The sequence below is a fragment of the Ruegeria sp. YTSA105 genome, from assembly GCF_059610225.1.
On record NZ_JBXWNE010000002.1, the window covers coordinates 343,800 to 367,487 of the forward strand.

Sequence of the window (23,688 nt, forward strand, 5' to 3'; positions counted from 1 at the left end):
ACAAACGCCAATGAGGCAAACGCTTTCGCACATCAGAAAGGACTAACGTGGCGAAACCTGCGACCTTGCTGAGCGCCTGATGGGCAAAAAAACCGAACTGCGGTTCCAATACATTCAAGAGAACGCGCGGTTTGTGGAGGAGTTGGATGTTTGAGGAAGAAATCTAGTTCTTTCTCAATGGGTGCTAGGTAACTCTGAGTTCTGAATTTGCTCGCCTATCCAGTCGGGTATACCTGACTAGGTCGTGTTGACAAAAGGGCCAAACAGATCATTTTCTGAAAGCTACAAACCACGATATGAAACTCAATCGGTGCAAGGCCTTTCCGCCAAATGGAGCGGTGCAGAGTTCAAATCCCAATACATGGCGCGCAAAAGCTTACTGTTTCATATTTTTGCAAACACTTACGGAATCGGCGGGTACGCCTTCAATGTCGGTTTGGCAGAAGACGATCGTATCGTGGCCATTGAGGCGAGTTGGACTGGAAATCACTGAAGTAGCTGTATGTTCTCAGCGCTGCCCAAAACGCTTCGCGCCCGCCTTAAGGGGCGGGTCGAGCGCGTGCTTGATGCTTTGCATCAAGCATTGTGTGAATAGTTTAGTACGTCTCCACTATCCGTAGGCCGGGCTTCAGCCCGGCATCACCGACACCCCGTCCAACCACTCCGCAATCTGCCCGACTGGCCCCTCCCACCCGGGCTCCATGAACAGAAAATGCGCGTGGTTCTCGACCGGCAGAAACGTCGCGCGGTCTCCGTAGAGCTTCGCCAACGCGCGGCAGGTGTTGGGGTTCACGGCCCGATCCTCGGTGCCCGAGACGATCAGAACCGGGCAGTCGACCTTGTCGATATCCACCTTCATCGCGTGGTGGTCGTCGAACATCCAAAAGAACATCTCGAACATCACCCGCCCGCTTTCGGCACCCAGCTGGTCGAACACCTCATGCTGCTGCGCCTCGGGCATTTTGTTGAGTGCAAAGGGCGCCATCAGATCGAACTCAACCCGCATGGGCTGTTTCCAGAACGCCCCGCCCTCCATCAGCGCACGCGGAACGGCGCGTTCGTCGTCGGTTTCGGGCAGCGTGCCCCATGGCGCGTTCGGATTGATCAGAACGATGGCGCTGGCCAAGCCGCGCGCTGCCACCTGCTGCGCCACTACGCCTGCGATGGCGTGACCCAGCAGCACCGGCTTGCCGTCCAGCCCCTGCACGAACTCTGCAATGTCGTTGGCATAGTCGGTGACGCTGACGTCGGTCAGGCCCGGATCGGGTTCGGCCTTGGGGTCGCCGCCATGGTACCGCAGAGCAGGCGTGTGCACGGTCCAGCCCCGGTCGCGGAAGAACCCCGCATAATCGGCCATACACCACGGTCCGGCAAAGGCTCCGTGGATCAGAACAATCTCTTTGGTCATGGAAACGCCCCCTCACCTGCCTTCACTATGAGAGAAGAGGGAGCGGATCGGCAAGAGGCTTACAGCGCCGCTTTGAACAGCGCTGTCAGGTTGTCCTCGGTCAGTTCAATCGGATTGCCGCCGCAAGAGGGGTCGATGATCGCCCCCTTGACCAGTTCGGGGATTGCCGCATCGGTCACTTTCATATCCGAGAGTTTGCGGGGGATACCCAGCGAGTCATTAAACTCCTGCACAAAGGCGCGGAACCCGTCAAAGCCTCCATCGATGCCCAGATAGGCCGCGGCCTGCTGGAACCGGTCGGCGATGGCGGGGGCGTTGAACTCTAGCACCGCGGGCATGCAGACTGCGTTGGTCGTCCCGTGATGGGTGTTGAACACCGCGCCAATCGGGTGGCTCATCGCGTGGATCGCGCCGAGGCCCTTTTGAAAGGCCGTGGCCCCCATCGCTGCCGCGCTCATCATTTGCGCCCGCGCTTCGATATCGGTGCCATCGGCATAGGCGCGCGGCAGGTAGTCCTTGACCAGCCGCATCCCCTCGAGCGCGATGCCGTGTGACATAGGGTGGTAATGCGGACTGGAGAACGCCTCGACACAATGCGCAAATGCGTCCAGACCAGTACCAGCGGTGATAAATTTCGGCATTCCCACGGTCAGTTCCGGGTCACAGATCACCACGGTTGGCAGTACCTTAGGGTGAAAGATGATCTTTTTCGCGTGGGTTTCCGAATTGGTGATGACGCTGGCGCGCCCCACCTCTGACCCCGTCCCGGCGGTGGTCGGAACCGCAATGATCGGAGCAATGGCATCGGCATCGGCGCGGGTCCACCAATCGCCAATATCTTCGAAATCCCAGACCGGGCGCGTCTGACCGGCCATGAAGGCCACCATCTTACCCAGATCCAGCCCCGAGCCACCGCCAAATGCGATTACCCCGTCATGGTCGCCTGCCCGATACGCCGCAACGCCGGCCTCAAGGTTCTTCTCATTGGGGTTCGGATCCACTTCGCTAAACAGGCCACGCCCCAGACCCGCAGCCTCAAGAATATCCAGCGTCGCCGAGGTGATCGGCAGATCAGCCAGCCCCTTGTCCGTGACCAGCAGAGGGCGTTTCATTCCGGCCGCAGCGCAGGCTTCGGGCAGTTCCTTGATGCGGCCAGCGCCGAATTTGATCGCGGTCGGATAGGACCAGTTTCCAGACAGGCTCATGATGTCACCTTCTTCAGATGGTAGGATTTGGGGCGGGTAAGGTTGTGATAGCCGATGACAGAAAGACCACCGCCACGCCCGGTATTCTTGCAACCGGTCCAGCACAGGCCCGGATCCAGATAATCGGCGCGGTTCATGAAGACGGTGCCAGTTTCAATCTGGTCCCCGACCTGCGCGGCCCGGTCCACGTCGCGGGTCCAGAGGCTGGCGGTCAGGCCAAATTCGCTGTCATTCATCAGCGCGATGGCTTCGTCATCCGACGACACTTTCATGATACCAACTACGGGGCCGAAACTCTCATCCCGCATCACCCGCATGTCGTGTGTGACATTGGTCAGGATTTGCGGGGTCAGATATGCCCCCCTATCATCCTCGGGGAAAGTGTCGATATGGGTAACTGCGCCATCCGCAACTGCCTCGGCAATCTGCGCGCGGACCTCATCGGCAAAGCGTATATTGGCCATCGGTCCAATCGTCGTCTCTGCATCCAGCGGATTGCCCAGCTTATAGCCCTGAACAATCTCAACCGCTTTGGCAACGAACGCATCATACAGGCTTTCGTGCACATAAATCCGCTCAATCCCGCAGCAGCACTGGCCCGCGTTGAACATCGCACCGTCGATCAGCGTATCAACAGCTGCGTCCAGATCGGCGTCGTCCATGACATAGCCTGGATCCTTGCCGCCCAACTCGGTACCGACCCCGGTGAATGTGCCCGCCGCCGCACGTTCCATCGCCTGACCACCACCGACCGAGCCAGTGAAGTTCACGAAATCAAACGCATTTCCAGCGATCAAATCGTTAGTCACATCATGACTCAGGAACACATTCTGGAACACATTCTCAGGAACACCTGCCGAATGGAAAGCCTGCGCCATCCGCTCACCCACCAACAAGGTCTGGGTCGCGTGTTTCAGCACCACGGTATTGCCCGCAATCAACGCCGGGGCCACCGTATTGATCGCAGTCATGTACGGGTAGTTCCAGGGCGCCACGACAAAGACAACCCCATGCGGAATGCGTTTGATATAGCGCCTGAAGATCTCATCCTCGCCCACCGCAATATCGGCCAGTACACCCTGCGCGATCTCGGCCATATGGCCGGCGCGCTCGTTGAACCCGCCGAACTCTCCGCCGTAGCGCACTGGGCGCCCCATCATATGGGCCAACTCGGGCACGATTTCGTCATTCATCGCACCAACAGCGGCGACACCCGCCATCACAAGATCAATTCGCTCTTGTAATGGGCGTGCTGCCCAGGCTGTTTGCGCTTCCCTGGCCCGCGCGGCCACCTCAAACGCTGCTTCGCGCGATAAGGTTTCGCGCTCAGCATAAACCGATCCATCGATCGGCGAGATGCATTTCAACATCTGCCCCATCTCCACTCCATCCTCTAAAAAGCAGAATCTCCTGCTTTATCTGGCCGACACAAACCTCGGGGGCCGTCATTGATGCGCCATTGGCTCAAGCACCAATAGCGGCAGGCAGGGCCCCCAGCTTCGTCCACCCTCAGGCCCTTTCGAACCCGCGGGCAATTTCCCAATCAGTAACCACGCTTTCGAATTCCTCGATTTCCACCTCGGCGGCGCGCGCATAGTGATCAACAACTTCGTCCCCCATAGCGGCCCGCAACATGGTTGAGCCAAGCAGGGCATCCCGCGCAGCGGGCAGGTTCCCGGGGATCATGCCGGACTCGCTCTGATACGCATCGCCTTTGGTTGGTGGATCAAGCTCCAACCCTTCCTCGATGCCCGCGATACCCGCCGCCAACATACCAGCAATCGCCAGATACGGGTTCATATCCGAGCCCGGAATACGGCATTCCACGCGAACCGATTTGGTTCCATCACCACACAGTCGGAAACCGGCGGTGCGGTTGTCGACCGACCAGATGATCCGCGTCGGCGCAAAACTTCCTTTTTGGAAACGCTTGTAGCTGTTGATGTAGGGGGCCATGAAACACGTATAATCGGCAGCGTATTTCAACAACCCGGCCATATAGCTTTTCATTACTGCCGACATGCCGAGCGGATCTTTTTCGTCGAAAAAGATTGGCCTTCCCTCAGACCACAGCGACTGATGCACATGGGATGAACTGCCAACCTTGTCATGATGCCATTTCGGCAGGAACGTGGCCGCATGCCCGTGCTGCCAGGCGATTTCCTTCACCGCATTCTTGGCGATCGAGTGATACTCGGCCGTTTCCATGGCTGCGGCGTATTTGATGTTCAACTCTTCCTGACCGGTCTCGGCCTCGCCCTTCGTATTCTCGACCGGGATGCCCGCGTTCCACAAATGATTGCGGATGGGACGCATCACATGCTCTTCCTTGGTGGTCTGCAGGATATGATAATCCTCATTATAGCCCGAGATCGGCGCCAGATCGCGAAACCCTTCCTTGCGGATTTGGTCAAAGCTCTTCTCAAACAAAAAGAACTCCAACTCGGTGGCGCACATTGCGTCGTAACCCATGGCTTTCAGACGTTTGACCTGTTTCTTCAGGATCGACCGGGGCGCGTGCGGGACCTCTTCATGCGTGTGGTGATCCAGAACATCGCACATCACCATCACCGTGCCCTCAAGCCACGGCACCGGGCGCAAAGTGCTGAGATCAGGTTTCATGACGTAATCGCCATAGCCCCGCTCCCAGCTGGTCGAGGCATATCCGTCAGGCGTGCCCATTTCCAGATCTGTCGCCAACAGATAATTGCAGCAATGGGTCTCTTGCCAAGCGCTTGCCACAAAGTGACCGGCATGAAACCGTTTGCCCATCAGCCGCCCCTGCATGTCCACCATGCAAACAAGAACGGTGTCTACTTCACCTGCTTCAACCTTGGTTTTGAGGTCCGCCAACACAACATCATGACCCATCATGTTCATCCTTCATCACAATCGGGCCCACCGCGCCCCAGTTCCCATCGACGGCCGTTAGTCTTCGGCCGCTTCTTTCTCCATTTCCATAACCAGCCGCGTTTCCAGAACCTGTCCGCTTTTGTAGAGGATCGGATAGGCGATGGCCGCGATATGGCCGTGCAGATCGCGCATAGCGCGCAGTGCCTCCAGATGCAGATCGCTGGACTGGAAACTTTCCGTTTGACCACGCTCCAGCCTCTTTAGATGCGCCTTGCGGCTGTCGCGGGACATCCTTTTGATCTCGGCCTTGTCCAGAACAAGACGGCGGGCACAGTCGACGTCATCTACCAACAAAACGTGTCGCGCCAGCGAAAAACTTTCCTGAATGGTGGCGTGTAAATCCTTGAGTTCTTTCCACCCCTGGGCGGAAAACTCGGCCCTTTCCATGTGTTTAATCTTTGCTGAACGCGTCATTCTGTTCGACACGACATCTCCAGCGGCCTCGAGCCGAATAGCGTATTCCACCAGACCACGGGCGGCTTTGATCTGAGACTTGCTCATATTCTGCCGCGGCAACCGCGCGACAAAGCGTCGGATTTCCGTCAACTGGGCGTTTACCATTTCATCCTGCTGCGACAGGGCGGCAATGGTATCAATGTCGTCACGCTCATAGATATCCAGCACCGGGCGGAACATGCGTTCGACCTGCGTGACCATCTGCAACAATTCGTGGCGCACCGAGGACATCGCAACATCAGGGCCTGTGGCACTGGGGTCGCCTAGCGGATTAAGAGCACCCGAGAACTGATCTGCCACACCAGATTCAGGGTCGGTCTCGGGCATGAGCAAAGCCATCGGCGCTTCCATCCGGGTGACGAATCCGGTTGCCAGCAGAAACACCACGAGGTTGAAACCGATATGGGCAAAGATCAACGATTGCCCCGGTCCGCTGATCATCAATGCGGCATGGGTACCGGTGACGTTGACAGCAAACAGCATCACAAGCGCCGCGCTGCCGCGCAGCAACAGGTTAGCTATCGGTATCCGGCGGGCCGAGACGATCTGGTCCCGCGTCAGCCAGATCGGAATAAAGGCCGAGCCCAAATTTGCCCCCAATACCAACGACAAACCCGCCGCGAATGGGATTGCCCCGATCTGTACCAGCGTCACGCACATCAGGATTGTCGCAACCGAGCTGTGCATGACAAAGGCAAGCACAGCTCCAACGATGAAGGCACTGAAATAGTCGCTTTCAAGATAGCCCGCGATGGCCGGCAAAAAGGCGCTTTCGCGGATCGGATCGACAGCATCGCGCAAAAATTGCAGTGATACCAAAATGAAGGCCACACCCAGAACAATCCGCCCCATCAGGCGAACATTTGCCCGATCGGATTTGAGGTAGAGCCACCCGCCCAGCGCCAGCAACACCGGCTGCAACCATCCCAAATCATAAGACAGTATCTGAATGACCAGAGCCGATCCCAGATCGGCCCCCAAAACCCCCGCCAGGGCGATGCCAAAACTGACCATTCCGGCCGCCGCAAACCCTGTCAGCAAAACCGCCACGGCGGCTGAACTTTGCAGGATCGTAGCCAGAACCATACCCGCGCCACCGGCGACAAAACTGTTTGAATGTCGGGTCAAAAGCGATTGAAATAGCGCGCCAAATCGCCGCTCAATCCCCGTACGAACCAGGCGAACGGCGAAAAGCAGCAACATGGTTGCGGCAAAAATCTCGATCAGAAAACCAGCGATGGCCATGTGTTCATACCCCGTCCGACCGGTGAGCAGCACTGTGCATCCGGTTTCGCATCTCTGTTATTGGGATTGATATGAACATAAGAGGTGTCGCCAGGTGATGTCCAATCCCGACGCGAGAGGAGTTACCCGCGTCGGGAAGTTGCTTATTATCCGTAACGATAAGGCCGTCCGGCCTTGAGCATGTCGGCGTTGTATTGCTTGAATATCTCAACAACCCTCGCCTTGATCTCAGATTCTGCCGCAATCTCATCCCAGAATGCGATTGCCGCGCCTTCGACCTGTGCCCATTCCTCATCCGGGATCGTGGTCAGCTGCATCTTGTCGCCATTGACCCGCAAGCTGGCCTCGCCGCCCCAGTACCACCACTGGCGGTAGTAATGCGACTGATCACAGCAAACACGGAACAGGGTTTGCAGATCTTCCGGCAACTCGTTCCAGCGATCCATGTTGGCAAAGAAAGACCCGGCCCAGGCGCCTGAGATGTTGTTGGTCAGGAAGTAGTTGGTCACATCCGCCCAGCCGACAGTGTAATCCTCGGTGATGCCCGACCATGCGATGCCGTCCAACTCGCCGGTCTGTACGGCGACCTCGATATCTTCCCATGGCAGTGTAACTGGTACCACACCGAACTGGCTGAGGAAGCGACCCGCTGTAGGGAAAGTGAAGACACGTTTGCCTTGCAGGTCCGCCAGGCTGTTGATTGGATCCTTGGTGGCGAAATGGCACGGGTCCCAGGCGCCCGCCGAGATGTGCTTGACCCCGACTTTCGAGTATTCTTCGTCCCAGATTTCGTTCAGACCGTACTGATTGAACAGAACCGGTACATCCAGGGAATAGCGCGAGGCAAACGGGAAATAGCCGCCGAACACTGTGACATCGGTGGGCGACGCCATCGAGTCATCATCGGACTGTACCGCATCAATGGTGCCTTTCTGCATGGCACGGAACAGTTCGCCTGTCGGAACAAGCTGGTCAGCATAGAACAGCTCGATCTGCATCCGGTCACCGGCAATCTTGTTGAACATTTCGATTGCCGGGTCGATCACATGCGCAGCCAGCGCAGGACCGGCATAGGTCTGCATGCGCCACGTGATCGTGCTTTGAGCCAGCGCTGGTGCGGCCAGAGGTGCGGCTGCGACCCCAACCCCGGCGGTTTTCAGAAACTTACGTCTTGTCGTCATGTCAATTTCCTCTCTGTTGAAGTGCTCCGTGCCTCTTCGAAAGGCATTCTTGTTAATTTCCATAGACATAGCCGGGCAGCCAAAGAGCCAGTTCCGGGAAGATCATGATAATCGTAAGCGCCAGAACCATCACGGCGACGAACGGAAAGATCGAGCCATAGATATCCCTCAGCGTGATTTCTGGCGGTGCCATCGCGCGCATCAGAAATAGGTTATAGCCGAAGGGCGGTGTCATATAGGCGATCTGTGTGGTGATCGTGTACAGAACCCCGTACCAAATCAAGTCAAAGCCCAGCGCACCAACTAGCGGTACATAAAGCGGTGCCACAATCACCAGCATCGCGGTGTCGTCCAGAAACGTGCCCATGACAATAAAGCTGAGCTGCATCAAGATCAGGATCATCCAGGGTGACAGGCCCAACTGGTCGGTGAACAAGTTGTCGATTGCCTTCACCGCACCAAGCCCGTCGAAAACCGCGCCAAAACCAAGTGCTGCAAGGATGATCCACATGAACATGCACGATATCGCCAGCGTATGCTTGGTACAGGTTTCAAAAATCGCCCAGGTCATTCGACGTTTGGCCACCGAAACCACCAATGCCGCCAGCGCTCCGATGGCCGAACTTTCAACCAGTGACGTCCACCCGTTCACAAAGGGCACCATCATCGCAGCGAAGATAATCAGCGGCAGCGCTCCAGCGGCGAGCAAACGGATCTTCTCGGCCCGCGGGACCTCATGCGCGTCTTTCATCGCTGGGCCGAGCTCGGGCTGAATGCGACAGCGGATCCATATATAAAGAATGAACATGCCAGCCATCATCAGGCCGGGCACGATCCCCGCCAGCCATAACTGTCCCACAGGTTGACGGGCGATCATCGCATACAGCACCAGAACCACCGAAGGCGGTACAAGGATACCCAGACTGGACCCGGCCTGAATAACACCGGTCACCATCGTCTTGTCATACCCACGCCGCAGCAGTTCGGGCAGCGCAATGGTGGCCCCAATCGCCATCCCGGCCACGCTGAGGCCATTCATGGCAGAAACCAAGACCATCAAACCAATCGTCCCGATGGCAAGCCCGCCATTCACCGGTCCCATCCAGACATGGAACATGCGATACAGGTCATCCGCCAGCCTGCTTTCGCTGAGCACATAGCCCATGAAAATGAACATTGGCAGGGTCAGCAGCGGATACCACTTCATCAGCTTCATCGCGGCTGAAAATGTGATGTCCTGCCCTCCGGTTCCCCACAATGAAAGCGCCGCGATCGTCGCAACCGCACCGATCGCACCAAAAACGCGCTGACCTGTGAACAGCATCAGCATCATCAACGCGAACATGAAGATGGCGATATATTCCTGGCTCATGCCCGCTGTACCCCGATTTCCTGCCCGTTGATCCGCGCAATGTCTTTGAAAAATTCCGAGACTGCCTGCAGCAACATCAGGAAGAAGCCGAAAACCATGATGGATTTGACCGGCCAGATATACGGTCGCCACGCAGTCGACGAACGTTCAAGCCGACCGATCTCTTCACTGCCGGTCAGCAGTCCGGTGAAGTAGGAAACGGGTTCGTCGCCCCAATAACCAAGGCTATACGCCGTCGATCCCAACCCGCCATAGAAAAGCACACCCAGATAGAGGATCAGCAAAAGCACGGTAAATGCATCGAACCACGCTTTTCGTTGGGGGCTCCAGTTGTGATAAAACAGGTCCATGCGCACATTCGACCCTAGCTGGATCGAATATGGCCCACCCATGATGTAATAGGTCACCATCGCAAACTGTGCCATTTCAAGTGTCCAGAGCGACGGTAGGAAGAAGGTCTTTGATATCGAAGACCACAGCAGGATGCCCATCATGACAAACAGGCCCCACATCATGACCCGCCCGATCCGATAGTTGATCGCATCCACGATACGGACATATGCGCTCATCGCTTTGATCACGCTGACGCCCCTTCCTGAAAACCGGACAGAACACGCGCAATCCAGGGCACTAGGCAATCGGCCATCTCTGCCTGCTGCTTAGGCGTGCGGATCAAGTCATTGCGGATCTCGATCATCACGTTCAGCAAGCGGTGGGGCAGCGCCTGGGTATCCAGTGTATGAGCTACTCCATCCGCCGCAGAATAAGGCTCATTCAGCCTGATGATAAAAGGGCTGCCGATAGCTTCGTCAGCCATCATCGCTGTGGCAAACTGGTTGTCCACACCGTGCAGAATACCCAGTTCGACCTGCCGTTTCTGCCCCAGATAGATCGGTGTGAAACTGTGGATTGTCACCATCAGCCTAAGTGAAGCGCTGTGCTGATCGATCAAATCCGACAAAGCGGCGCAAAACGGCTGATACACGTTTTCGATTCTGGCCACTCGCTGCTCGGGCGACATGTTGATGTTCGCCGGGATTTCGTAATCCTCGCTGCGGATCGGCATTGCACCCGCCGCCTCGGGCGGGCGATTGCAGTCATAGACCAGCCGAGACACCCCGCCATGGACCAAAGGTGCTGACATGCGTTTGGCCATAGCCTGCGCCACGACCAGTGCGCCTGGATCCCAGGCAATATGACTTTCGCGTGCTTCAGCGCTTAGCCCCATATCGCCCAGAAAAGCCGGGATACGATTAGACGCATGTTCGCACACCAGCACGACCACAGGCGCATTGCCCGCCAAATCCGTATGAACAACTTTGCCGAAGTCCAATCTACCGTCCTGCGATTCCAAAATGAGACATTGTGGAAAAATTTCCACAGACCGCATCATCCTGTCAATATTTTTTCTGTATAAATTTTTCCAAGCTTGATCTTGCTGAAAAATTATTCACATTATGGTCTGGTCGCATAATAGGAGGACACGCCAGTGCGGGTGACAGACAGGCTTCTGGCCCATCGGGACAAGATGACCCCGTCTGAACGGCAACTGGTCAGCGTTCTACTGGATGATTACCCGATGGCCGGGCTGGGTAGTATTACCGAATTGGCCAGTACCGCCTCAGTCTCGACCACTACGGTTGCACGGATGCTGCAAAAGACCGGTTTTGACGGATATCCTCAATTTCAGGCCGCGCTGCGTGGTGAGGTCAAAGAAATGATCTCGGGGCCAGTAGCCAAACGTGATGTCTGGCAGAATGACCTGCCCGAAGAACATATCCTCAACCGCTATTCCCAGCGTTCTCTGGCCAACCAGAAGCGCACAATCGACGAGATCGACCCCGACGAATTCGATAGCTTCTGCAGCCTGTTGAGCGATCAGAACCGGCGTATTTTCATCACCGGTGGCCGCATTACCGGAACACTGGCGCAATACCTGTATCTGCACCTGCAAATGATCCGACCGGATGTCCGCCTGTTGCCGGTCGCCGCATCCTGGACCCATGATCTGTTGGACGTGCGTCAAGGGGATGTGCTGATCGCGCTGGATGTCCGGCGCTATGAGAATGCGAGCCTGCTGATTGGTCAGCTCTGCCACGAGCGCGGGGCCGAAATCGTGCTGTTGACCGATCAGTGGCGCTCGCCAATCCACCGGCTGGCCAAACACACATTCGCGGCGCGCATCTCGGTGCCTTCTGCCTGGGATTCGATGGCTGCGATACTGACCCTGATGGAATGCGCCATAGCCGAAGTTCAGGAACGGCTTTGGGATTCGGTCAAAGATCGCACGGTCGAACTGGAACAGGCCTTTGATCGCACCAAGCTGTTTAGGAAATTCGGCCAAAGTTCGGGCTCATAGCTTCGGATTGTTCCAAAACTACAACTGCCCGTGAGGAGTGTTGCCACTTGACCGGCGGTTGGTCACTTTGTTTCCATGACATTTATTACCGAAAACCAGCTGCCGCTGCTGATTCTGTTTTTTCTGATCGGCACAGTTGGCACAGCATTCCTGTTTCGTAAACCAGCCGGGCATCGCGCATGGAAACTGGCTGATCTGGTCTGGGTGGTTCTGGGCGGGGTCGGCGCATTGGTTGCGGTGATGGCCGGGCTTTATACAGCGGACAGTTCCCGTCTGGACCGGCAGATTGACGTTGCCTATGCCGCAACGCTTGCCTTTGACCGCGACGCCGCGCGGTTTCGATTGCGGTTCTGCGACCCGGCCTATGACAAGGATATCGGAGCGCTGTGCGAAAAAGTTGAGTTCCTGTCAGCCTCAACCGCAAGCAACGCTGACCTGCCCTTGTTTATTGCCGTAACAAACGAAGTCGCCCCTCTGAGGGGGCTACAATTCCTGTTTGGACGGCAGGCCCAGGAAGAGCGCGATGACATGCGCGCGATGACATCGAAAGTGCACTCATTCGACGTCGACCAGTTTCTGGTGTTCACAACGCTGGATGACCCGACACAGGAAGCTATCGACAATCTGCGCAGGAAAGTTCCCGCAATCGCAGGCGACTATTTGATCTTGGCCCAAAGTTACGATGACCTTGTCACTCAGGTCGGCAAGCTTAAGGATGAATGGGAGTATTTGCGAGAAAACGGGCATATTCTGGTGCTTCAGATCATTGCACTGTGCCTTGTCAGTTTCGCCGCCCCGTTCCGGCTGGGCAAATCCATTGTCGAACTCAGAACGACGCTTACTGCCGGTACGCCCGCGCCAACCGCTCGGGATCAGCGCCCAGAAGATAGCGGGTCAGAGTCCACAGATTCCGACCACCACGACGCAACCACCCCGCCCGTTCATACCGGTCCGCGCTCGTAAAGGCGCGGGCGGACAACAGCGTGATGCGGCGCAACTCTTTGGCAAGCGCCACGTCTTCCATCAAGGGCTGTTCCGGGAAACCGCCTGCATCTTGATATTCAGAACGCCGGACTAGCAAGCCCTGGTCACCATAGGGCAACCCAAAGATCCGGCTACGAAGATTGGCCCATCCGGCAACCCAGGATGGCGCAAAGCCCGCGGCCACAAAGGCCAGTCTGAACGCCGCAGGTCGCCCGGAGGGCAGATGATCCCGCACAACATTGCTCCACCCGTCCTGCAAAACCGTATCCGCATGAAGTACCAACAGCCAATCGGCTTTGGCGGCTGCACAGCCACGGCGCAGCTGCCCCCCGCGCGAGGCTTCTCCGGTCACGATCCTGGCCCCAGCATTCTCTGCGATTTCATGGGTTTTGTCGGTAGAGCCTGCGTCCGTCACAATCAATTCGTGGATCAACCCTGCGCGCAGCCCCTCCATCAGCGCTCCAAGTGTAGCAGGCAAGGTTTCGGCCGCGTTCAGGGTTGGAATTACAATACTGATCGGTGCCGGCACGTCGGATATCCTCTGGTCTTATGAGCGACTTCTCATATATCACGAGCACCATGGAAAAGACGAGGACTCTGCCATGCCCAATCGCCGCATTCTGCGCCTAACCGGTGCCGACGTTGACAGCTTCTTGCAGGGGCTGGTGACCAATGACATTGCCGGGCTTGATCGGGGTCTGGTCTATACGGCGCTGCTGACACCACAAGGCAAGTATCTGGCCGATTTCTTTCTGAAACGCGAGGGCGACGATATCTTGCTGGACGTCGCCGAGGTTATTGCCGACGGGTTGATCAAACGTCTGAGCATGTACAAGCTGCGCGCCGACCTAACGATCGAAGCCAGCGGCCTGAATCTGCAACGCGGCACTGGCCTGGCACCCGATGGGGCCCTGCCCGATCCGCGCCATTCAGATATGGGCTGGCGCGCATATACCGAAGATGAGGAAGGCGAGGACGGAACCGATTGGAACGCGATCCGCGTGCTCCATTGCATTCCCGAAACCGGAATCGAACTGATCGAAGATAGTTATATTCTGGAATCAGGGTTCGAGTTGCTGAACGGCGTTGATTTCAAAAAAGGGTGTTATGTCGGTCAGGAAGTGACCGCGCGCATGAAACACAAGACCGAGCTGCGTAAAGGGCTGCGCACGGTACTTGTCGCAGGCACCACGCCTGTCGGAACCGAAATAACTGCTGACGGGAAATCCGTGGGGCGCCTGTTTACCCAAGCGGATGGCCAGGGGATCGCATATCTCAGGCTCGACAGGGCCAAGAGCGATATGCAGGCGGGCGACGCGACCGTGCGCCTGACGGAATGAAATTTCTCGAATACAGCCTGGCCATGGCCCCGCCAGCCCCGGAACCATTTGATCCGCCCAGCACAGGCTGCCAAACTAGGTTTGGTTCAGTGATCCGGGTGAGTTGATGTTTCGTCTGTATAAAGCAATTTGGCGTGCCAGTTCCGCCCGGCAGATCATCCTTATCATCCTGTCTATTGCGGTTGCCGCTCTGGCAGCGGTCCCGCTGGAGTTTCAGCGCGATATCATCAACCACCTGACCTCGGACGATGTATCTGTGGACCGGATGATCCTGCTTGGTGCGGGCATGATGGTGGTTATCTTGCTGAGCCTGGGGCTGAAATGGCTGCTCGGCTATCGGGCGGGAACACTGGGCGAGGATATGATCCGCCTGATCCGGCAAAGGCTGCTGGTCCGGTCCGCCGATCTGGATGAAACCGGCGAGACCATGCGCAAGGGGACCATGACTACCGCCATTTCTGCCGAAGCAGAAGAGCTGGGTAAATTCGCAGGCGGTGCCTTTTCCGACCCGGTGGTCCAAATCGGCACTCTGATCAGCGTGATTGGCTATATCTCGTCTACACAGCCGGGGTTGGGTTTGATCGCTTTTTCGATGGTCGCGCCGCAGATCATCATCGTTCTGGTTTCGCAACGCAAAGTGAACGTCTTTGTCGCCGAACGCGTTCGTATCCTGCGCCGCGCCACCGACAGTTTGACAGCAGAAAAGATTGACGCGGCCGCGCACGAGATCGAAGCGGAATTCGACAAAATCTACGAAACTCGCCGAAAGATGTTCATCTGGAAGCTCTCGGCCAAATTCCTTCTAAGCGTGATCAACGGCGCCGGGACGGTTGGCGTTCTGATGCTGGGTGGCTGGCTTGTCCTTCAGGGCAGAACCGATGTAGGCACAGTTGTTGCCGCCACCAGTGGGCTCAGCCGTATTCAAGGCCCCACGGCCTTTCTGATCGCCTATTATCGCCAGGTCAGCGCAAACCGGATCAAATTCGAACTGATGCTCGAACTATTTGGCCCGAACCCAGAAAAATACCGACGCGTCAAAGACTAAAAATAGAAAGAACCGCGCAGCGCGGGCTGTCGCGGTTCTCGGTGTCTTAAAGCAGAAGTGCAGTTACGCGCGTTCCGAATAGTCCATGGTTTCAGTATTCACCACGATCATTTCATCTTGGCCCACAAACGGTGGCACCATGACTTTTACACCATTGTCCAGAACGGCCGGTTTGAACGAGTTCGCAGCGGTCTGACCTTTGACCACAGGCTCGGTCTCGACGATCTTGCACGTCACTTTCTGTGGCAGTTTGGCGTTCAGTGCCTCACTTTCGTAAAATTCTACGACGATAGTCATGCCGTCCTGCAGAAACGGGCGGCGATCACCCAACAGATCAGCGGACAGTTCGATCTGCTCATAGGTCTCGGAATCCATGAACACCAACATGCCGTCGGATTCGTATAGAAACTGCTGGTCTTTCTGTTCCAGGCGAACCCGCTCGACCTTGTCAGCTGAGCGGAAACGTTCGTTCAGTTTGGAACCATTGCGCAGATTGCGCAGTTCGACCTGTGCAAAAGCCCCGCCTTTACCGGGCTTTACATGATCAACTTTGACAGCGGCCCATAGCCCATCGTTATGCTCAAGCACATTGCCGGGGCGAATTTCGTTCCCATTTATCTTGGGCATTACATAAATCCTTCACAAACGGTTGATGCGTCAGTCGCGCACCCTATATCTGGCGTGGCCGCACCTGACAAGACAACGACACCTTGTGCTGCAGCCGCAGCAAGCTATGCGCGTGACGCAACGCAACTATGCACATTAGGTGTATCCGAATCGCACTTAATAGGTCATAAGAACCGTCACGCCGAAAATGCAAGAGCAAGAACAACAAGGAAGACGAGATGAGAGATTTCGTTGACGGCACCGCCTTTAACAATGAGCAAGGCAACCGTGCTCGTAAACTTTTCGCAGCCGTCGTTTTGGCTGCGCTGGATGATGCTATCGCCGACGACAAAAAGTATGGCAATGGCCCAGAACAGATCGCCCGCTGGGCACGCTCGCGCGATGGGCGCGAAGTGCTGTCTTGCGCGGGTATCGACCCAAATGAACGGGTTGTCAGCGGATTGATGGATTTCGTTGGTCGCGGTGTGCGTACTTCGGTCGCTCTTTCGCGCGAAGAAAGCGAGCGCCGCAACGCCGCCCAACAGGCCGAAGCCGCCTGATCACAGACACGAGTCTGTTTGAAAAAACGCGCCTCCTATTGATGGAGGCGTGTTTTTTTGTTGCATAGACCCCGAATATGAATTCCGGTGCGAAACTGCGCCCTCACCCGATGACTGAAAAATGATGACAATGCCACGTCATCCGGGGCTTTCCCTTCACCGTTAAATCAGGTCATCTGCGCGTTAGCTTACAGGAGACTCGGCATGGTTCGCGCCATCATGATTCAGGGCACAGGCAGCAATGTTGGAAAATCGGTTCTGGTGGCCGGATTGGCACGCGCCTATACGCGCCGAGGCCTGCGGGTTGCGCCGTTCAAACCGCAGAACATGTCGAATAACGCCGCAGTAACCGAAAATGGTGGCGAGATCGGGCGCGCGCAAGCCCTACAGGCGTTGGCGGCACGACGCGCCACACATACGGATATGAACCCGGTCCTTTTGAAGCCTGAAACAGATACAGGCGCGCAGATCATCATTCAGGGCAAACGCGCCGGAACGATGCAGGCTGGCGATTACCGCAAGGATAAATCCAAGCTGATGACAGCCGCGCGCCAGAGTTTTGACCGGCTCTGCACCGACGCTGATCTGGTGTTGGTTGAAGGGGCCGGAAGCCCGGCCGAGACCAACCTGCGTCAGGGTGATATTGCCAATATGGGCTTCGCCTGCGCCGCGGGTGTGCCGGTCGTACTTGTCGGCGATATTCACCGAGGTGGGGTAATTGCTCAGATCGTCGGGACTCAGGCCGTGCTGGATGCTGGCGATCTGGCAATGATCCGAGGCTTTGCCATCAATCGCTTTAAGGGCGATGTATCCCTATTCGACGAAGGTCGCGATGACATCGCCGCTCGAACAGGCTGGGCCTGTATCGGTGTTGTGCCTTGGTTCGACGATGCCTGGAAGCTGCCAGCCGAAGATATGATGGATATCCGGTCCCACAGTGGCGGTTCCTGTAAGGTTGCAGTACCTCAGTTGGAACGGATGGCCAATTTTGATGATCTTGATCCGCTATCGGCAGAGCCTGGCATCACGGTCGAGATCGTGCCCGCTGGCCGCGCGCTGCCCGGCGACGCCGATCTGGTCCTGCTTCCCGGAAGCAAATCAACCATTGGCGATTTGGCTTATTTTCGTGCGCAGGGCTGGGATATCGACCTTTATGCCCATGTGCGACGTGGCGGTCACGTGTTGGGATTATGCGGTGGCTACCAAATGCTAGGTAACACCATTGCTGATCCCGATGGTGTGGACGGGCGGCCAGGTACAGTCGATGGATTGGGGCTGTTGGATGTGGATACCGTTATGGTCGGCGAGAAAAAGGTGACCCTGCGGACTGCACGCGCCCTGCCGGGGCACCAACCGCTGACCGGATATGAGATCCATATGGGCCGCACCGAAGGCAACGATTGCACCCGCGCCTGGCTGGAGGTCGAGGGCCGCCCAGAAGGCGCAGCTGATCGGACTGGCCGGATACGCGGAAGCTACCTACACGGTATATTCTCATCCGATCAATTTCGGGCCGACTACCTACAGCTTTTGGGAGTCTCTTCCACCCTGCACTATGAGGACGGTGTCGAAGATACGCTTGATCGTCTGGCCGACCATCTGGAAAGACATATGGATCTGGACCGCTTGCTGGAACTGGCTGAAACGCCGATTAAAGGCTGACTTTTACTCGGCTTTTTGCTCGGCCAACGCACGGTAGATTTCGCGGCGAACCATTTTTCGAACGTTCCGCGTAATGCGTTCACCCAGTACGCCCTGCAGTTCTTCACGAACAACCTGCGCAATCAAAGAGCGCAAGCCATCGTCATCAAGCCGGGACATGGCAGCATCTGCTTCTGAACCTGTTGTATCCGCGGCAGCCGATACCTCTGGGTCCCGTACAAACACTGCCTTTTCAACAGTCTCAGTCTCTGCATCTGGGGCTTCGTCTTGGGGTTGCCATTCCAACGGTTGATTTGGCGTTCCTGAATAGGCATCTACGCTGTCACCGTCGGGCTCCCACTGATCTTCGGTCCTGGCGATCGCGGCTTCCAGCGCCTCAATTTTGGCACTTAGACTTTTGGCTATGCCCTCTTCCGCAACTGGATCAGGTGAATGCTCTGTAGCCGACTCCGCTTCATCACCCGCAACAACATCGCAGGCGCGCAAAAGCATCGGTTTCACCGATTTTTCAGCGCTGTACTCAGCATCCAGCTTGAAAGGCTGCGTCTCGACACCTGTTTGCTCGCCAACCCTGAGCGCATCAGTCAGAACAAGCCGCCCTGGCTTTCGCTCTGACTTGGAACGCACCAGATCGGGAACTTTTCGACCTTCTTCGCTGACCAGCCGCTTGACCGATGACAGTACGTCTTCGATCCCGGAGTTCACGACATTGTCTGTCATTGTTTTCTACCGCTCTAACCTCAGGTCCGAGTGTAGCCAAACAATGCAGACCTCACAACAGGCAGTATTGGGTGTTTAGTCCCGACGCAGTGCTTTCAGGACCCGATCCAGATCTTTGCTCTGCTTGCTGACCTGCGCGGGGGCTTTCTTCACCAGATTATAGTAAAGGGTCGGATCGTAAATCTGAACCGCCAGGCCCAGACGCTCGGCCGTGAGCAAACCTTGGGCCTGCAGCAACTGATAAGCCGCCAGAGATCGCTCGGTTCTGGAAGCAATTTCGGCAAGCTGCGCGTCCAGCAAATCCTGCTGAGCAGCCAGCACGTCCAGAGTGGTCCGCGCACCCAAAGTTGCCTCTTCGCGGATACCATCAAACGCAACTTCCGAGGCGCGTACACGTTCCGAAGAGGCCCTCAGGCTTGCGCTTGCAGTTTGGAACCGGACATAGGCATCAGACACGCCCTGCGTAATGTTCTTTTGAACATTCAGCAGATTGGCACGCGACGCGTCCCGCGATGCCATTGCGCGGCGCACGCTTGCCGCGAGTCGACCACCCGCATAGATCGGCTGGCTGAAGTTCAGCGAGATACTCGCATCATTCACATAATCGTCGTCATCATAGCTCTCGGTGACGCCCGCATCAGCGTTCAGGCTGACATTCGGACCCAGGCCCGCGCGCTGCTGCTGAACGACCAGATCAAAAGCCCGCACTTGGTGCTGTGCGGACAGAATGGACGGGTGATTGCGTTGGGCCAGGCTGACAGCCTCGGTCTCGGAGCGGGGCAAGTTTGGCAGGCTGGGCTGACCAGCAGTACGGCCCGGCAGTTTGCCGACTGCGTTCACATATTCCGCCTGAGCAGTGCTCAGATCGCCGCGCGCATTCGCCAGATCGGCCTGCGAGCTTGCAAGCTGAGCCTGAGACAATGCGACGTCTGTGCGGGTAACTTCCCCAACTTCGAAACGATCCTGCGAGGCGCGAAGCTCTTCTGCGGACAGTTCAACGTTGTTTTGACGAATCGATACGGTCTCTTCCTGCAGCAGAACACTCAGGTAAGCGGTCGCCGCGCGGAACAGGACCTGCTGTTCGATATCGATCAGCGCCTGCCGGGTCGACAGCACCGTTTCCTGCGCTGATTGCTTGCCTAGAATCGAGGCTCCGCCATCATACAACAGCTGGCTCAGCGTCAGGCCCGAGAAGAAGTTCGAAGGATCTACACTGTTCGTAACACCACTGTTTCTGCTGCGCGTATAGTCTTGGCTAACCGCGACGGTCCAGTTGATAATAGGGCGCAAAGCCGATAGCGCGATCGCCACATCCTCGTCCGCAGCCCGCAGCAACGCCCGGTTCTGTTCCAGCAAACCACTAGTATTATATGCTCCGATGAACGCGTCGGTCAGGTTGTCGGCCCAAACCGCCCGTCCAGGCAACGTGCCCAAAGCAATACCTGCAGTCACTGCCAGAGTCCTGACCAGCTTTCCTCCTGCTGCAAAACGCATGGCGAAATCCTCTCAAATCAAAATAACGCAGCCCTCAGGCCAGTTTGCGTCTTTGTGTTGAACTAATCAAGGCAGCAGATATATCTGCCCGCCGACTATAGCGAAAATGCACTCTCGGCCGAGAAAGCCTTCAGAACTGGTGCACTTGCGTTGAATGCCTGGCGCCAGGTAACGCGATCGCCTGATTTGTGGCCTATACGGACGGTCCCAAGATCACCTTCCATGAACAGGCAGGCGATACGCCCATGATCCTTAAGCTGGTCAATCAATGCAGACGGAACCTCTTCTACACCGCCCTGGATCATGACCACGTCATAAGGCCCATGCTCGGCAGCGCCCTCATCCAGCGGCCCCACGTGAACAACCACATTATCCGCGTCAGCCTCCATCAGCAGCGTTTGCGCTTCGGCAGCTAGCGCTTCATCCGCTTCCACCGCTACGACCAACTGCGCCATACGGGCTGCAACAGCCGTCGAATATCCCAGCGCCGGAGCAATATCCAGAACAACCTCATCATTGGTAATGTTCAGCACATCCAACATCTTGGCCAGTGTTCTCGGTTCCAGAATGTAGCGTCCAGCCTCAAGTTCTATCAAACCCTCGACATAGGCGGCTTCGCGTTGCGCGTCTGGCACAAAATTCTCGCGCTTGACGGACAGCATGGCATCAATGATCGGGAACTTGGTAACGTCCGAAGGCCGGACCTGCGTATCGACCATGGTGCGGCGGCGGGCTGCGAAATCTGTCATTGGATCGCTCATTCATTTCCCAAGGTTGATGGGTTTGTGCCACATCCCGGGCAAACCAGCAACGGCCCGCAAGCGGAAACTTTCGTCTGTCGTGAAGATTTTAGAGTGATCCGAATGGGTGATCCAATTTTCAGTTCCTCAAATTTAGACCGAACCCACTGGACGCCCCGGATTAAAGCTGCTAAAACGCCTGTCACACCACGGCAAGTATTTGATATTACTTGAAAAGGCGAGTTGGCGGAGTGGTGACGCAGCGGATTGCAAATCCGTGTACACCGGTTCGATTCCGGTACTCGCCTCCAATACTTTCAAACAGTTGCTTCGCATTCGGCTTTTCGAGCCTGCGACATGCCGTCTCGCTACGGCAGTGCTCTGCTGAGTGAAGCTTGACACCGGATTGATCAGAAGGCGGTGAACTCACTGGCTCGGCCGGTAAATTTGACCGCTCTATCGAATCCACGCGATATGCCCTTTGAAGTAACGGGCCCGCGAATCCTTTCGTCTGGATATCTTCGAGGCGCAAAGCCCAAACTCGCCTGCCGTCATTTTGCATCTGACTGACCAAACATGCCGCTGACAGGCATTGGCAGGTCGCTTTTCCATTCTCGATGATTTCCGTGCGTCTGCCGCGCTTGACAAGCCCCCTGCCCGTGCCGCATGTCCCATCCGTTGGTGTCTGCACATGCAGATGAAAAGGGAATGCGTCAGCGGTCATCCGTCAAACGCAGCCGCCCCCGCGACCGTGACCGGAGAGGGTGCCCAAAGCCACTGGCCAGACAGGCCGGGAAGGCGGGACATCTGCCAGAGGCCAGCCTCTGACATCCGCAAGCCGGGAGACCTGCCAACATCCGAAGTTGAAACCGGACGGGGTGATCCGGTGTCGGGCCCATGTCGCAATACGTGGCCCGCATGAAACCCCGTCCCCCGCGAAGAGGATTTGGGGGGATGAGAGACATGACCGAGACCACACCTGTTGAACTGCTGGTGTGCACGACCTGCCGCCGCGGCCTGCCCGTCGAGAATGATGCAGATCGTCCTGGGGCGTTGTTGCACAAGGCGTTGGAGCAGGCAGAACTTCCTGATGGCGTCACTTTGAAGGCAGTAGAATGCCTTTCAAATTGCGATCAGGGCTGCTCGATTGTGCTGCGTGGCGGACCCGAACGTTGGACCTTTGTCTATGAGCATCTCGATGAAACCGATCATGTCGAGACCATTGTTGAAGGTGCGACCAAATATCTCGCGACCCAAGATGGCCTCGTTAAATGGCGCGAACGTCCTGAACATTTCCGCAAAAACTGTGCGGCCCGCATTCCCCCGATTGGAGCTTAGATATGAGCAATCTCGAAAAACTGCCCGTCACTGTGATCACTGGCTTTCTGGGCTCGGGAAAGACCACGCTAGTGCGTCATCTGATGCAGAACCCGCAGGGCAAGCGCCTGGCCATTGTGGTCAACGAGTTTGGAGATGTTGGCGTCGATGGCGATATCCTCAAATCCTGCGCGATCCCCGATTGCCCGGCGGAAAACATCATGGAATTGGCCAATGGATGCATCTGCTGCACCGTGGCAGATGATTTCATCCCGACCATCGAGGCGCTGATGGCGCTGGAGCCGCGCCCCGATCACATTCTGATCGAAACCTCTGGCTTGGCCCTGCCCAAGCCGCTGCTGAAAGCGTTCGACTGGCCGGATATCCGCTCGAAAATCACCGTGGATGGCGTAATTGCTCTGGCCGATGCCGAAGCTGTGGCCGCCGGTCGCTTTGCCCCGAATGTCGCTGCGGTGGATGCCCAGCGCCTGGCCGATGACTCGATTGATCACGAAACGCCGCTATCCGAGGTGTTCGAGGACCAGATCTCCTGCGCCGACATCATTCTGCTGACCAAGCCTGATCTTGCTGGCCCCGAGGGGGTCGCCAAGGCCAAGGAAATCATCGCGGCAGAGGCTCCGCGCCCGCTGCCCGTGGTCGAAGTGGCCGAAGGCGCTGTGGATGTACGTGTTGTGCTGGGGCTTGAGGCCGCTGCCGAAGATGACATGGAGGCACGTCCCAGCCATCACGATGGCCACCACGATCACGAGCATGATGATTTCGAAAGCATCATTGTCGAGCTGCCGGAACAGACCGATCCGGCCCAGCTGGTCGCCAATATCGAACGTCTGGCGAATGAACTGAACATCCTGCGGGTCAAAGGCTATGCCGCTGTTACCGGCAAACCCATGCGCCTTTTGGTGCAGGCAGTCGGGGCCCGTGTGCGTCATCAGTACGACCGCCCGTGGGAGCCAGGTGAAGAGCGTCGCTCGCGTCTGGTGGTCATCGCCGAGCATGACGACATCAAAGAGGCTGAAATCCGCGAAATCCTCGTGGGTGTGACCGAGGCTGCCGAGTAAAC

At 56.8% G+C, this 23,688-nt stretch carries 21 protein-coding genes, 1 tRNA gene and 1 riboswitch; of the genes, 8 read left to right on the forward strand and 14 right to left on the reverse strand.

What is annotated here, in order from left to right:
- Nucleotides 1-628: 628 nt before the first annotated feature.
- From AC2FH2_RS04375 to AC2FH2_RS04415, 9 genes are all read right to left on the reverse strand, one after another.
- Complete coding sequence (locus tag AC2FH2_RS04375) at nucleotides 629-1,408, reverse strand: alpha/beta hydrolase (RefSeq protein WP_496822979.1); 780 nt, start codon at nucleotides 1,406-1,408, stop codon at nucleotides 629-631.
- A gap of 59 nt (nucleotides 1,409-1,467) precedes the next feature.
- Nucleotides 1,468-2,613, reverse strand: a complete 1,146-nt coding sequence (locus AC2FH2_RS04380; protein ID WP_271947920.1) for an iron-containing alcohol dehydrogenase — start codon at nucleotides 2,611-2,613, stop codon at nucleotides 1,468-1,470.
- Nucleotides 2,610-3,992, reverse strand: coding sequence for an aldehyde dehydrogenase family protein (locus AC2FH2_RS04385; RefSeq protein WP_496822981.1), 1,383 nt, complete (start codon nucleotides 3,990-3,992; stop codon nucleotides 2,610-2,612). The genes AC2FH2_RS04380 and AC2FH2_RS04385 overlap by 4 nt, the downstream gene beginning before the upstream one ends.
- Nucleotides 3,993-4,122: 130 nt before the next feature.
- Nucleotides 4,123-5,484, reverse strand: coding sequence for a glutamine synthetase family protein (locus AC2FH2_RS04390; protein ID WP_496822983.1), 1,362 nt, complete (start codon nucleotides 5,482-5,484; stop codon nucleotides 4,123-4,125).
- 57 nt (nucleotides 5,485-5,541) lie between these two features.
- Complete coding sequence (locus AC2FH2_RS04395; RefSeq protein WP_142632940.1) at nucleotides 5,542-7,227, reverse strand: Na/Pi cotransporter family protein; 1,686 nt, start codon at nucleotides 7,225-7,227, stop codon at nucleotides 5,542-5,544.
- 146 nt (nucleotides 7,228-7,373) lie between these two features.
- A complete protein-coding gene (locus tag AC2FH2_RS04400) occupies nucleotides 7,374-8,408 on the reverse strand; it encodes a TRAP transporter substrate-binding protein (RefSeq protein ID WP_142632938.1) in 1,035 nt (344 codons plus the stop codon).
- 52 nt (nucleotides 8,409-8,460) lie between these two features.
- A complete protein-coding gene (locus AC2FH2_RS04405; protein ID WP_496822985.1) occupies nucleotides 8,461-9,780 on the reverse strand; it encodes a TRAP transporter large permease in 1,320 nt (439 codons plus the stop codon).
- Nucleotides 9,777-10,349, reverse strand: coding sequence for a TRAP transporter small permease subunit (locus AC2FH2_RS04410; RefSeq protein ID WP_185956598.1), 573 nt, complete (start codon nucleotides 10,347-10,349; stop codon nucleotides 9,777-9,779). The genes AC2FH2_RS04405 and AC2FH2_RS04410 overlap by 4 nt, the downstream gene beginning before the upstream one ends.
- 8 nt (nucleotides 10,350-10,357) lie before the next feature.
- Nucleotides 10,358-11,113 (reverse strand): N-formylglutamate amidohydrolase, encoded by a 756-nt coding sequence (locus AC2FH2_RS04415; RefSeq protein ID WP_496688570.1) that lies wholly within the window; start codon nucleotides 11,111-11,113, stop codon nucleotides 10,358-10,360.
- A gap of 156 nt (nucleotides 11,114-11,269) precedes the next feature.
- Here AC2FH2_RS04415 and AC2FH2_RS04420 point away from each other — a divergent pair, with 156 nt between their 5' ends.
- Nucleotides 11,270-12,139: a MurR/RpiR family transcriptional regulator gene (locus AC2FH2_RS04420; protein WP_142632930.1), complete on the forward strand. Its 870-nt coding sequence runs from the start codon at nucleotides 11,270-11,272 to the stop codon at nucleotides 12,137-12,139.
- An 838-nt stretch (nucleotides 12,140-12,977) separates the two neighbouring features.
- Here AC2FH2_RS04420 and AC2FH2_RS04425 read toward each other — a convergent pair.
- Nucleotides 12,978-13,652 (reverse strand): TIGR04283 family arsenosugar biosynthesis glycosyltransferase, encoded by a 675-nt coding sequence (locus AC2FH2_RS04425; RefSeq protein ID WP_496822986.1) that lies wholly within the window; start codon nucleotides 13,650-13,652, stop codon nucleotides 12,978-12,980.
- A 73-nt stretch (nucleotides 13,653-13,725) separates the two neighbouring features.
- On the opposite strand from AC2FH2_RS04425, the gene ygfZ reads away from it, so the two are divergent.
- Nucleotides 13,726-14,463 carry a CAF17-like 4Fe-4S cluster assembly/insertion protein YgfZ gene (gene ygfZ, locus AC2FH2_RS04430; RefSeq protein WP_496822988.1) on the forward strand — a complete coding sequence of 246 codons (738 nt, stop codon included), beginning with the start codon at nucleotides 13,726-13,728 and terminating at the stop codon, nucleotides 14,461-14,463.
- A 106-nt stretch (nucleotides 14,464-14,569) separates the two neighbouring features.
- Nucleotides 14,570-15,508 carry an ABC transporter transmembrane domain-containing protein gene (locus AC2FH2_RS04435; RefSeq protein ID WP_271947939.1) on the forward strand — a complete coding sequence of 313 codons (939 nt, stop codon included), beginning with the start codon at nucleotides 14,570-14,572 and terminating at the stop codon, nucleotides 15,506-15,508.
- 63 nt (nucleotides 15,509-15,571) lie between these two features.
- On the opposite strand, the gene efp is transcribed toward AC2FH2_RS04435, so the two are convergent.
- On the reverse strand, nucleotides 15,572-16,135 hold the full coding sequence (gene efp, locus AC2FH2_RS04440; protein WP_142632922.1) for an elongation factor P: 564 nt from the start codon (nucleotides 16,133-16,135) through the stop codon (nucleotides 15,572-15,574).
- A 218-nt stretch (nucleotides 16,136-16,353) separates the two neighbouring features.
- Between efp and AC2FH2_RS04445 the strand changes: the two genes are divergently transcribed.
- Nucleotides 16,354-16,674, forward strand: a complete 321-nt coding sequence (locus AC2FH2_RS04445) for a DUF6280 family protein (protein WP_108785849.1) — start codon at nucleotides 16,354-16,356, stop codon at nucleotides 16,672-16,674.
- Nucleotides 16,675-16,878: 204 nt separating this feature from the next.
- Complete coding sequence (locus AC2FH2_RS04450; RefSeq protein ID WP_496822990.1) at nucleotides 16,879-18,336, forward strand: cobyric acid synthase; 1,458 nt, start codon at nucleotides 16,879-16,881, stop codon at nucleotides 18,334-18,336.
- Between the two features lie 3 nt (nucleotides 18,337-18,339).
- On the opposite strand, the gene AC2FH2_RS04455 is transcribed toward AC2FH2_RS04450, so the two are convergent.
- The 3 genes from AC2FH2_RS04455 to AC2FH2_RS04465 form a co-directional block, all read right to left on the reverse strand.
- Nucleotides 18,340-19,056 (reverse strand): hypothetical protein, encoded by a 717-nt coding sequence (locus tag AC2FH2_RS04455; RefSeq protein ID WP_271947944.1) that lies wholly within the window; start codon nucleotides 19,054-19,056, stop codon nucleotides 18,340-18,342.
- A gap of 75 nt (nucleotides 19,057-19,131) precedes the next feature.
- Nucleotides 19,132-20,550, reverse strand: a complete 1,419-nt coding sequence (locus AC2FH2_RS04460; RefSeq protein ID WP_271947946.1) for a TolC family outer membrane protein — start codon at nucleotides 20,548-20,550, stop codon at nucleotides 19,132-19,134.
- Nucleotides 20,551-20,645: 95 nt separating this feature from the next.
- A complete protein-coding gene (locus AC2FH2_RS04465; protein WP_496823046.1) occupies nucleotides 20,646-21,299 on the reverse strand; it encodes a protein-L-isoaspartate O-methyltransferase family protein in 654 nt (217 codons plus the stop codon).
- 228 nt (nucleotides 21,300-21,527) lie between these two features.
- Between AC2FH2_RS04465 and AC2FH2_RS04470 the strand changes: the two genes are divergently transcribed.
- The 3 genes from AC2FH2_RS04470 (at nucleotide 21,528) to cobW (ending at nucleotide 23,686) form a co-directional block, all read left to right on the forward strand.
- Nucleotides 21,528-21,601 (forward strand) — tRNA-Cys (locus AC2FH2_RS04470).
- Between the two features lie 351 nt (nucleotides 21,602-21,952).
- Nucleotides 21,953-22,159: riboswitch (cobalamin riboswitch) on the forward strand.
- 94 nt (nucleotides 22,160-22,253) lie between these two features.
- Nucleotides 22,254-22,628 carry a DUF1636 family protein gene (locus tag AC2FH2_RS04475; RefSeq protein ID WP_496688588.1) on the forward strand — a complete coding sequence of 125 codons (375 nt, stop codon included), beginning with the start codon at nucleotides 22,254-22,256 and terminating at the stop codon, nucleotides 22,626-22,628.
- A 2-nt stretch (nucleotides 22,629-22,630) separates the two neighbouring features.
- Nucleotides 22,631-23,686, forward strand: coding sequence for a cobalamin biosynthesis protein CobW (cobW, locus tag AC2FH2_RS04480; RefSeq protein WP_142632900.1), 1,056 nt, complete (start codon nucleotides 22,631-22,633; stop codon nucleotides 23,684-23,686).
- The last annotated feature ends 2 nt before the right edge of the window (nucleotides 23,687-23,688 follow it).

Bases quoted from the DNA above. Each gene is read 5' to 3' on its own strand.
- AC2FH2_RS04400 (WP_142632938.1), bottom strand. From the start codon at position 8,408: ATGACGACAAGACGTAAGTTTCTGAAAACCGCCGGGGTTGGGGTCGCA.
- AC2FH2_RS04460 (WP_271947946.1), bottom strand. From the start codon at position 20,550: ATGCGTTTTGCAGCAGGAGGAAAGCTGGTCAGGACTCTGGCAGTGACT.
- AC2FH2_RS04375 (WP_496822979.1), bottom strand. From the start codon at position 1,408: ATGACCAAAGAGATTGTTCTGATCCACGGAGCCTTTGCCGGACCGTGG.
- AC2FH2_RS04455 (WP_271947944.1), bottom strand. From the start codon at position 19,056: ATGACAGACAATGTCGTGAACTCCGGGATCGAAGACGTACTGTCATCG.
- AC2FH2_RS04380 (WP_271947920.1), bottom strand. From the start codon at position 2,613: ATGAGCCTGTCTGGAAACTGGTCCTATCCGACCGCGATCAAATTCGGC.
- AC2FH2_RS04385 (WP_496822981.1), bottom strand. From the start codon at position 3,992: ATGGGGCAGATGTTGAAATGCATCTCGCCGATCGATGGATCGGTTTAT.
- AC2FH2_RS04435 (WP_271947939.1), top strand. From the start codon at position 14,570: ATGTTTCGTCTGTATAAAGCAATTTGGCGTGCCAGTTCCGCCCGGCAG.
- AC2FH2_RS04445 (WP_108785849.1), top strand. From the start codon at position 16,354: ATGAGAGATTTCGTTGACGGCACCGCCTTTAACAATGAGCAAGGCAAC.
- AC2FH2_RS04395 (WP_142632940.1), bottom strand. From the start codon at position 7,227: ATGGCCATCGCTGGTTTTCTGATCGAGATTTTTGCCGCAACCATGTTG.
- AC2FH2_RS04450 (WP_496822990.1), top strand. From the start codon at position 16,879: ATGGTTCGCGCCATCATGATTCAGGGCACAGGCAGCAATGTTGGAAAA.
- AC2FH2_RS04405 (WP_496822985.1), bottom strand. From the start codon at position 9,780: ATGAGCCAGGAATATATCGCCATCTTCATGTTCGCGTTGATGATGCTG.
- efp (WP_142632922.1), bottom strand. From the start codon at position 16,135: ATGCCCAAGATAAATGGGAACGAAATTCGCCCCGGCAATGTGCTTGAG.
- AC2FH2_RS04465 (WP_496823046.1), bottom strand. From the start codon at position 21,299: ATGACAGATTTCGCAGCCCGCCGCCGCACCATGGTCGATACGCAGGTC.
- AC2FH2_RS04475 (WP_496688588.1), top strand. From the start codon at position 22,254: ATGACCGAGACCACACCTGTTGAACTGCTGGTGTGCACGACCTGCCGC.
- AC2FH2_RS04390 (WP_496822983.1), bottom strand. From the start codon at position 5,484: ATGGGTCATGATGTTGTGTTGGCGGACCTCAAAACCAAGGTTGAAGCA.
- cobW (WP_142632900.1), top strand. From the start codon at position 22,631: ATGAGCAATCTCGAAAAACTGCCCGTCACTGTGATCACTGGCTTTCTG.
- AC2FH2_RS04410 (WP_185956598.1), bottom strand. From the start codon at position 10,349: ATGAGCGCATATGTCCGTATCGTGGATGCGATCAACTATCGGATCGGG.
- ygfZ (WP_496822988.1), top strand. From the start codon at position 13,726: ATGCCCAATCGCCGCATTCTGCGCCTAACCGGTGCCGACGTTGACAGC.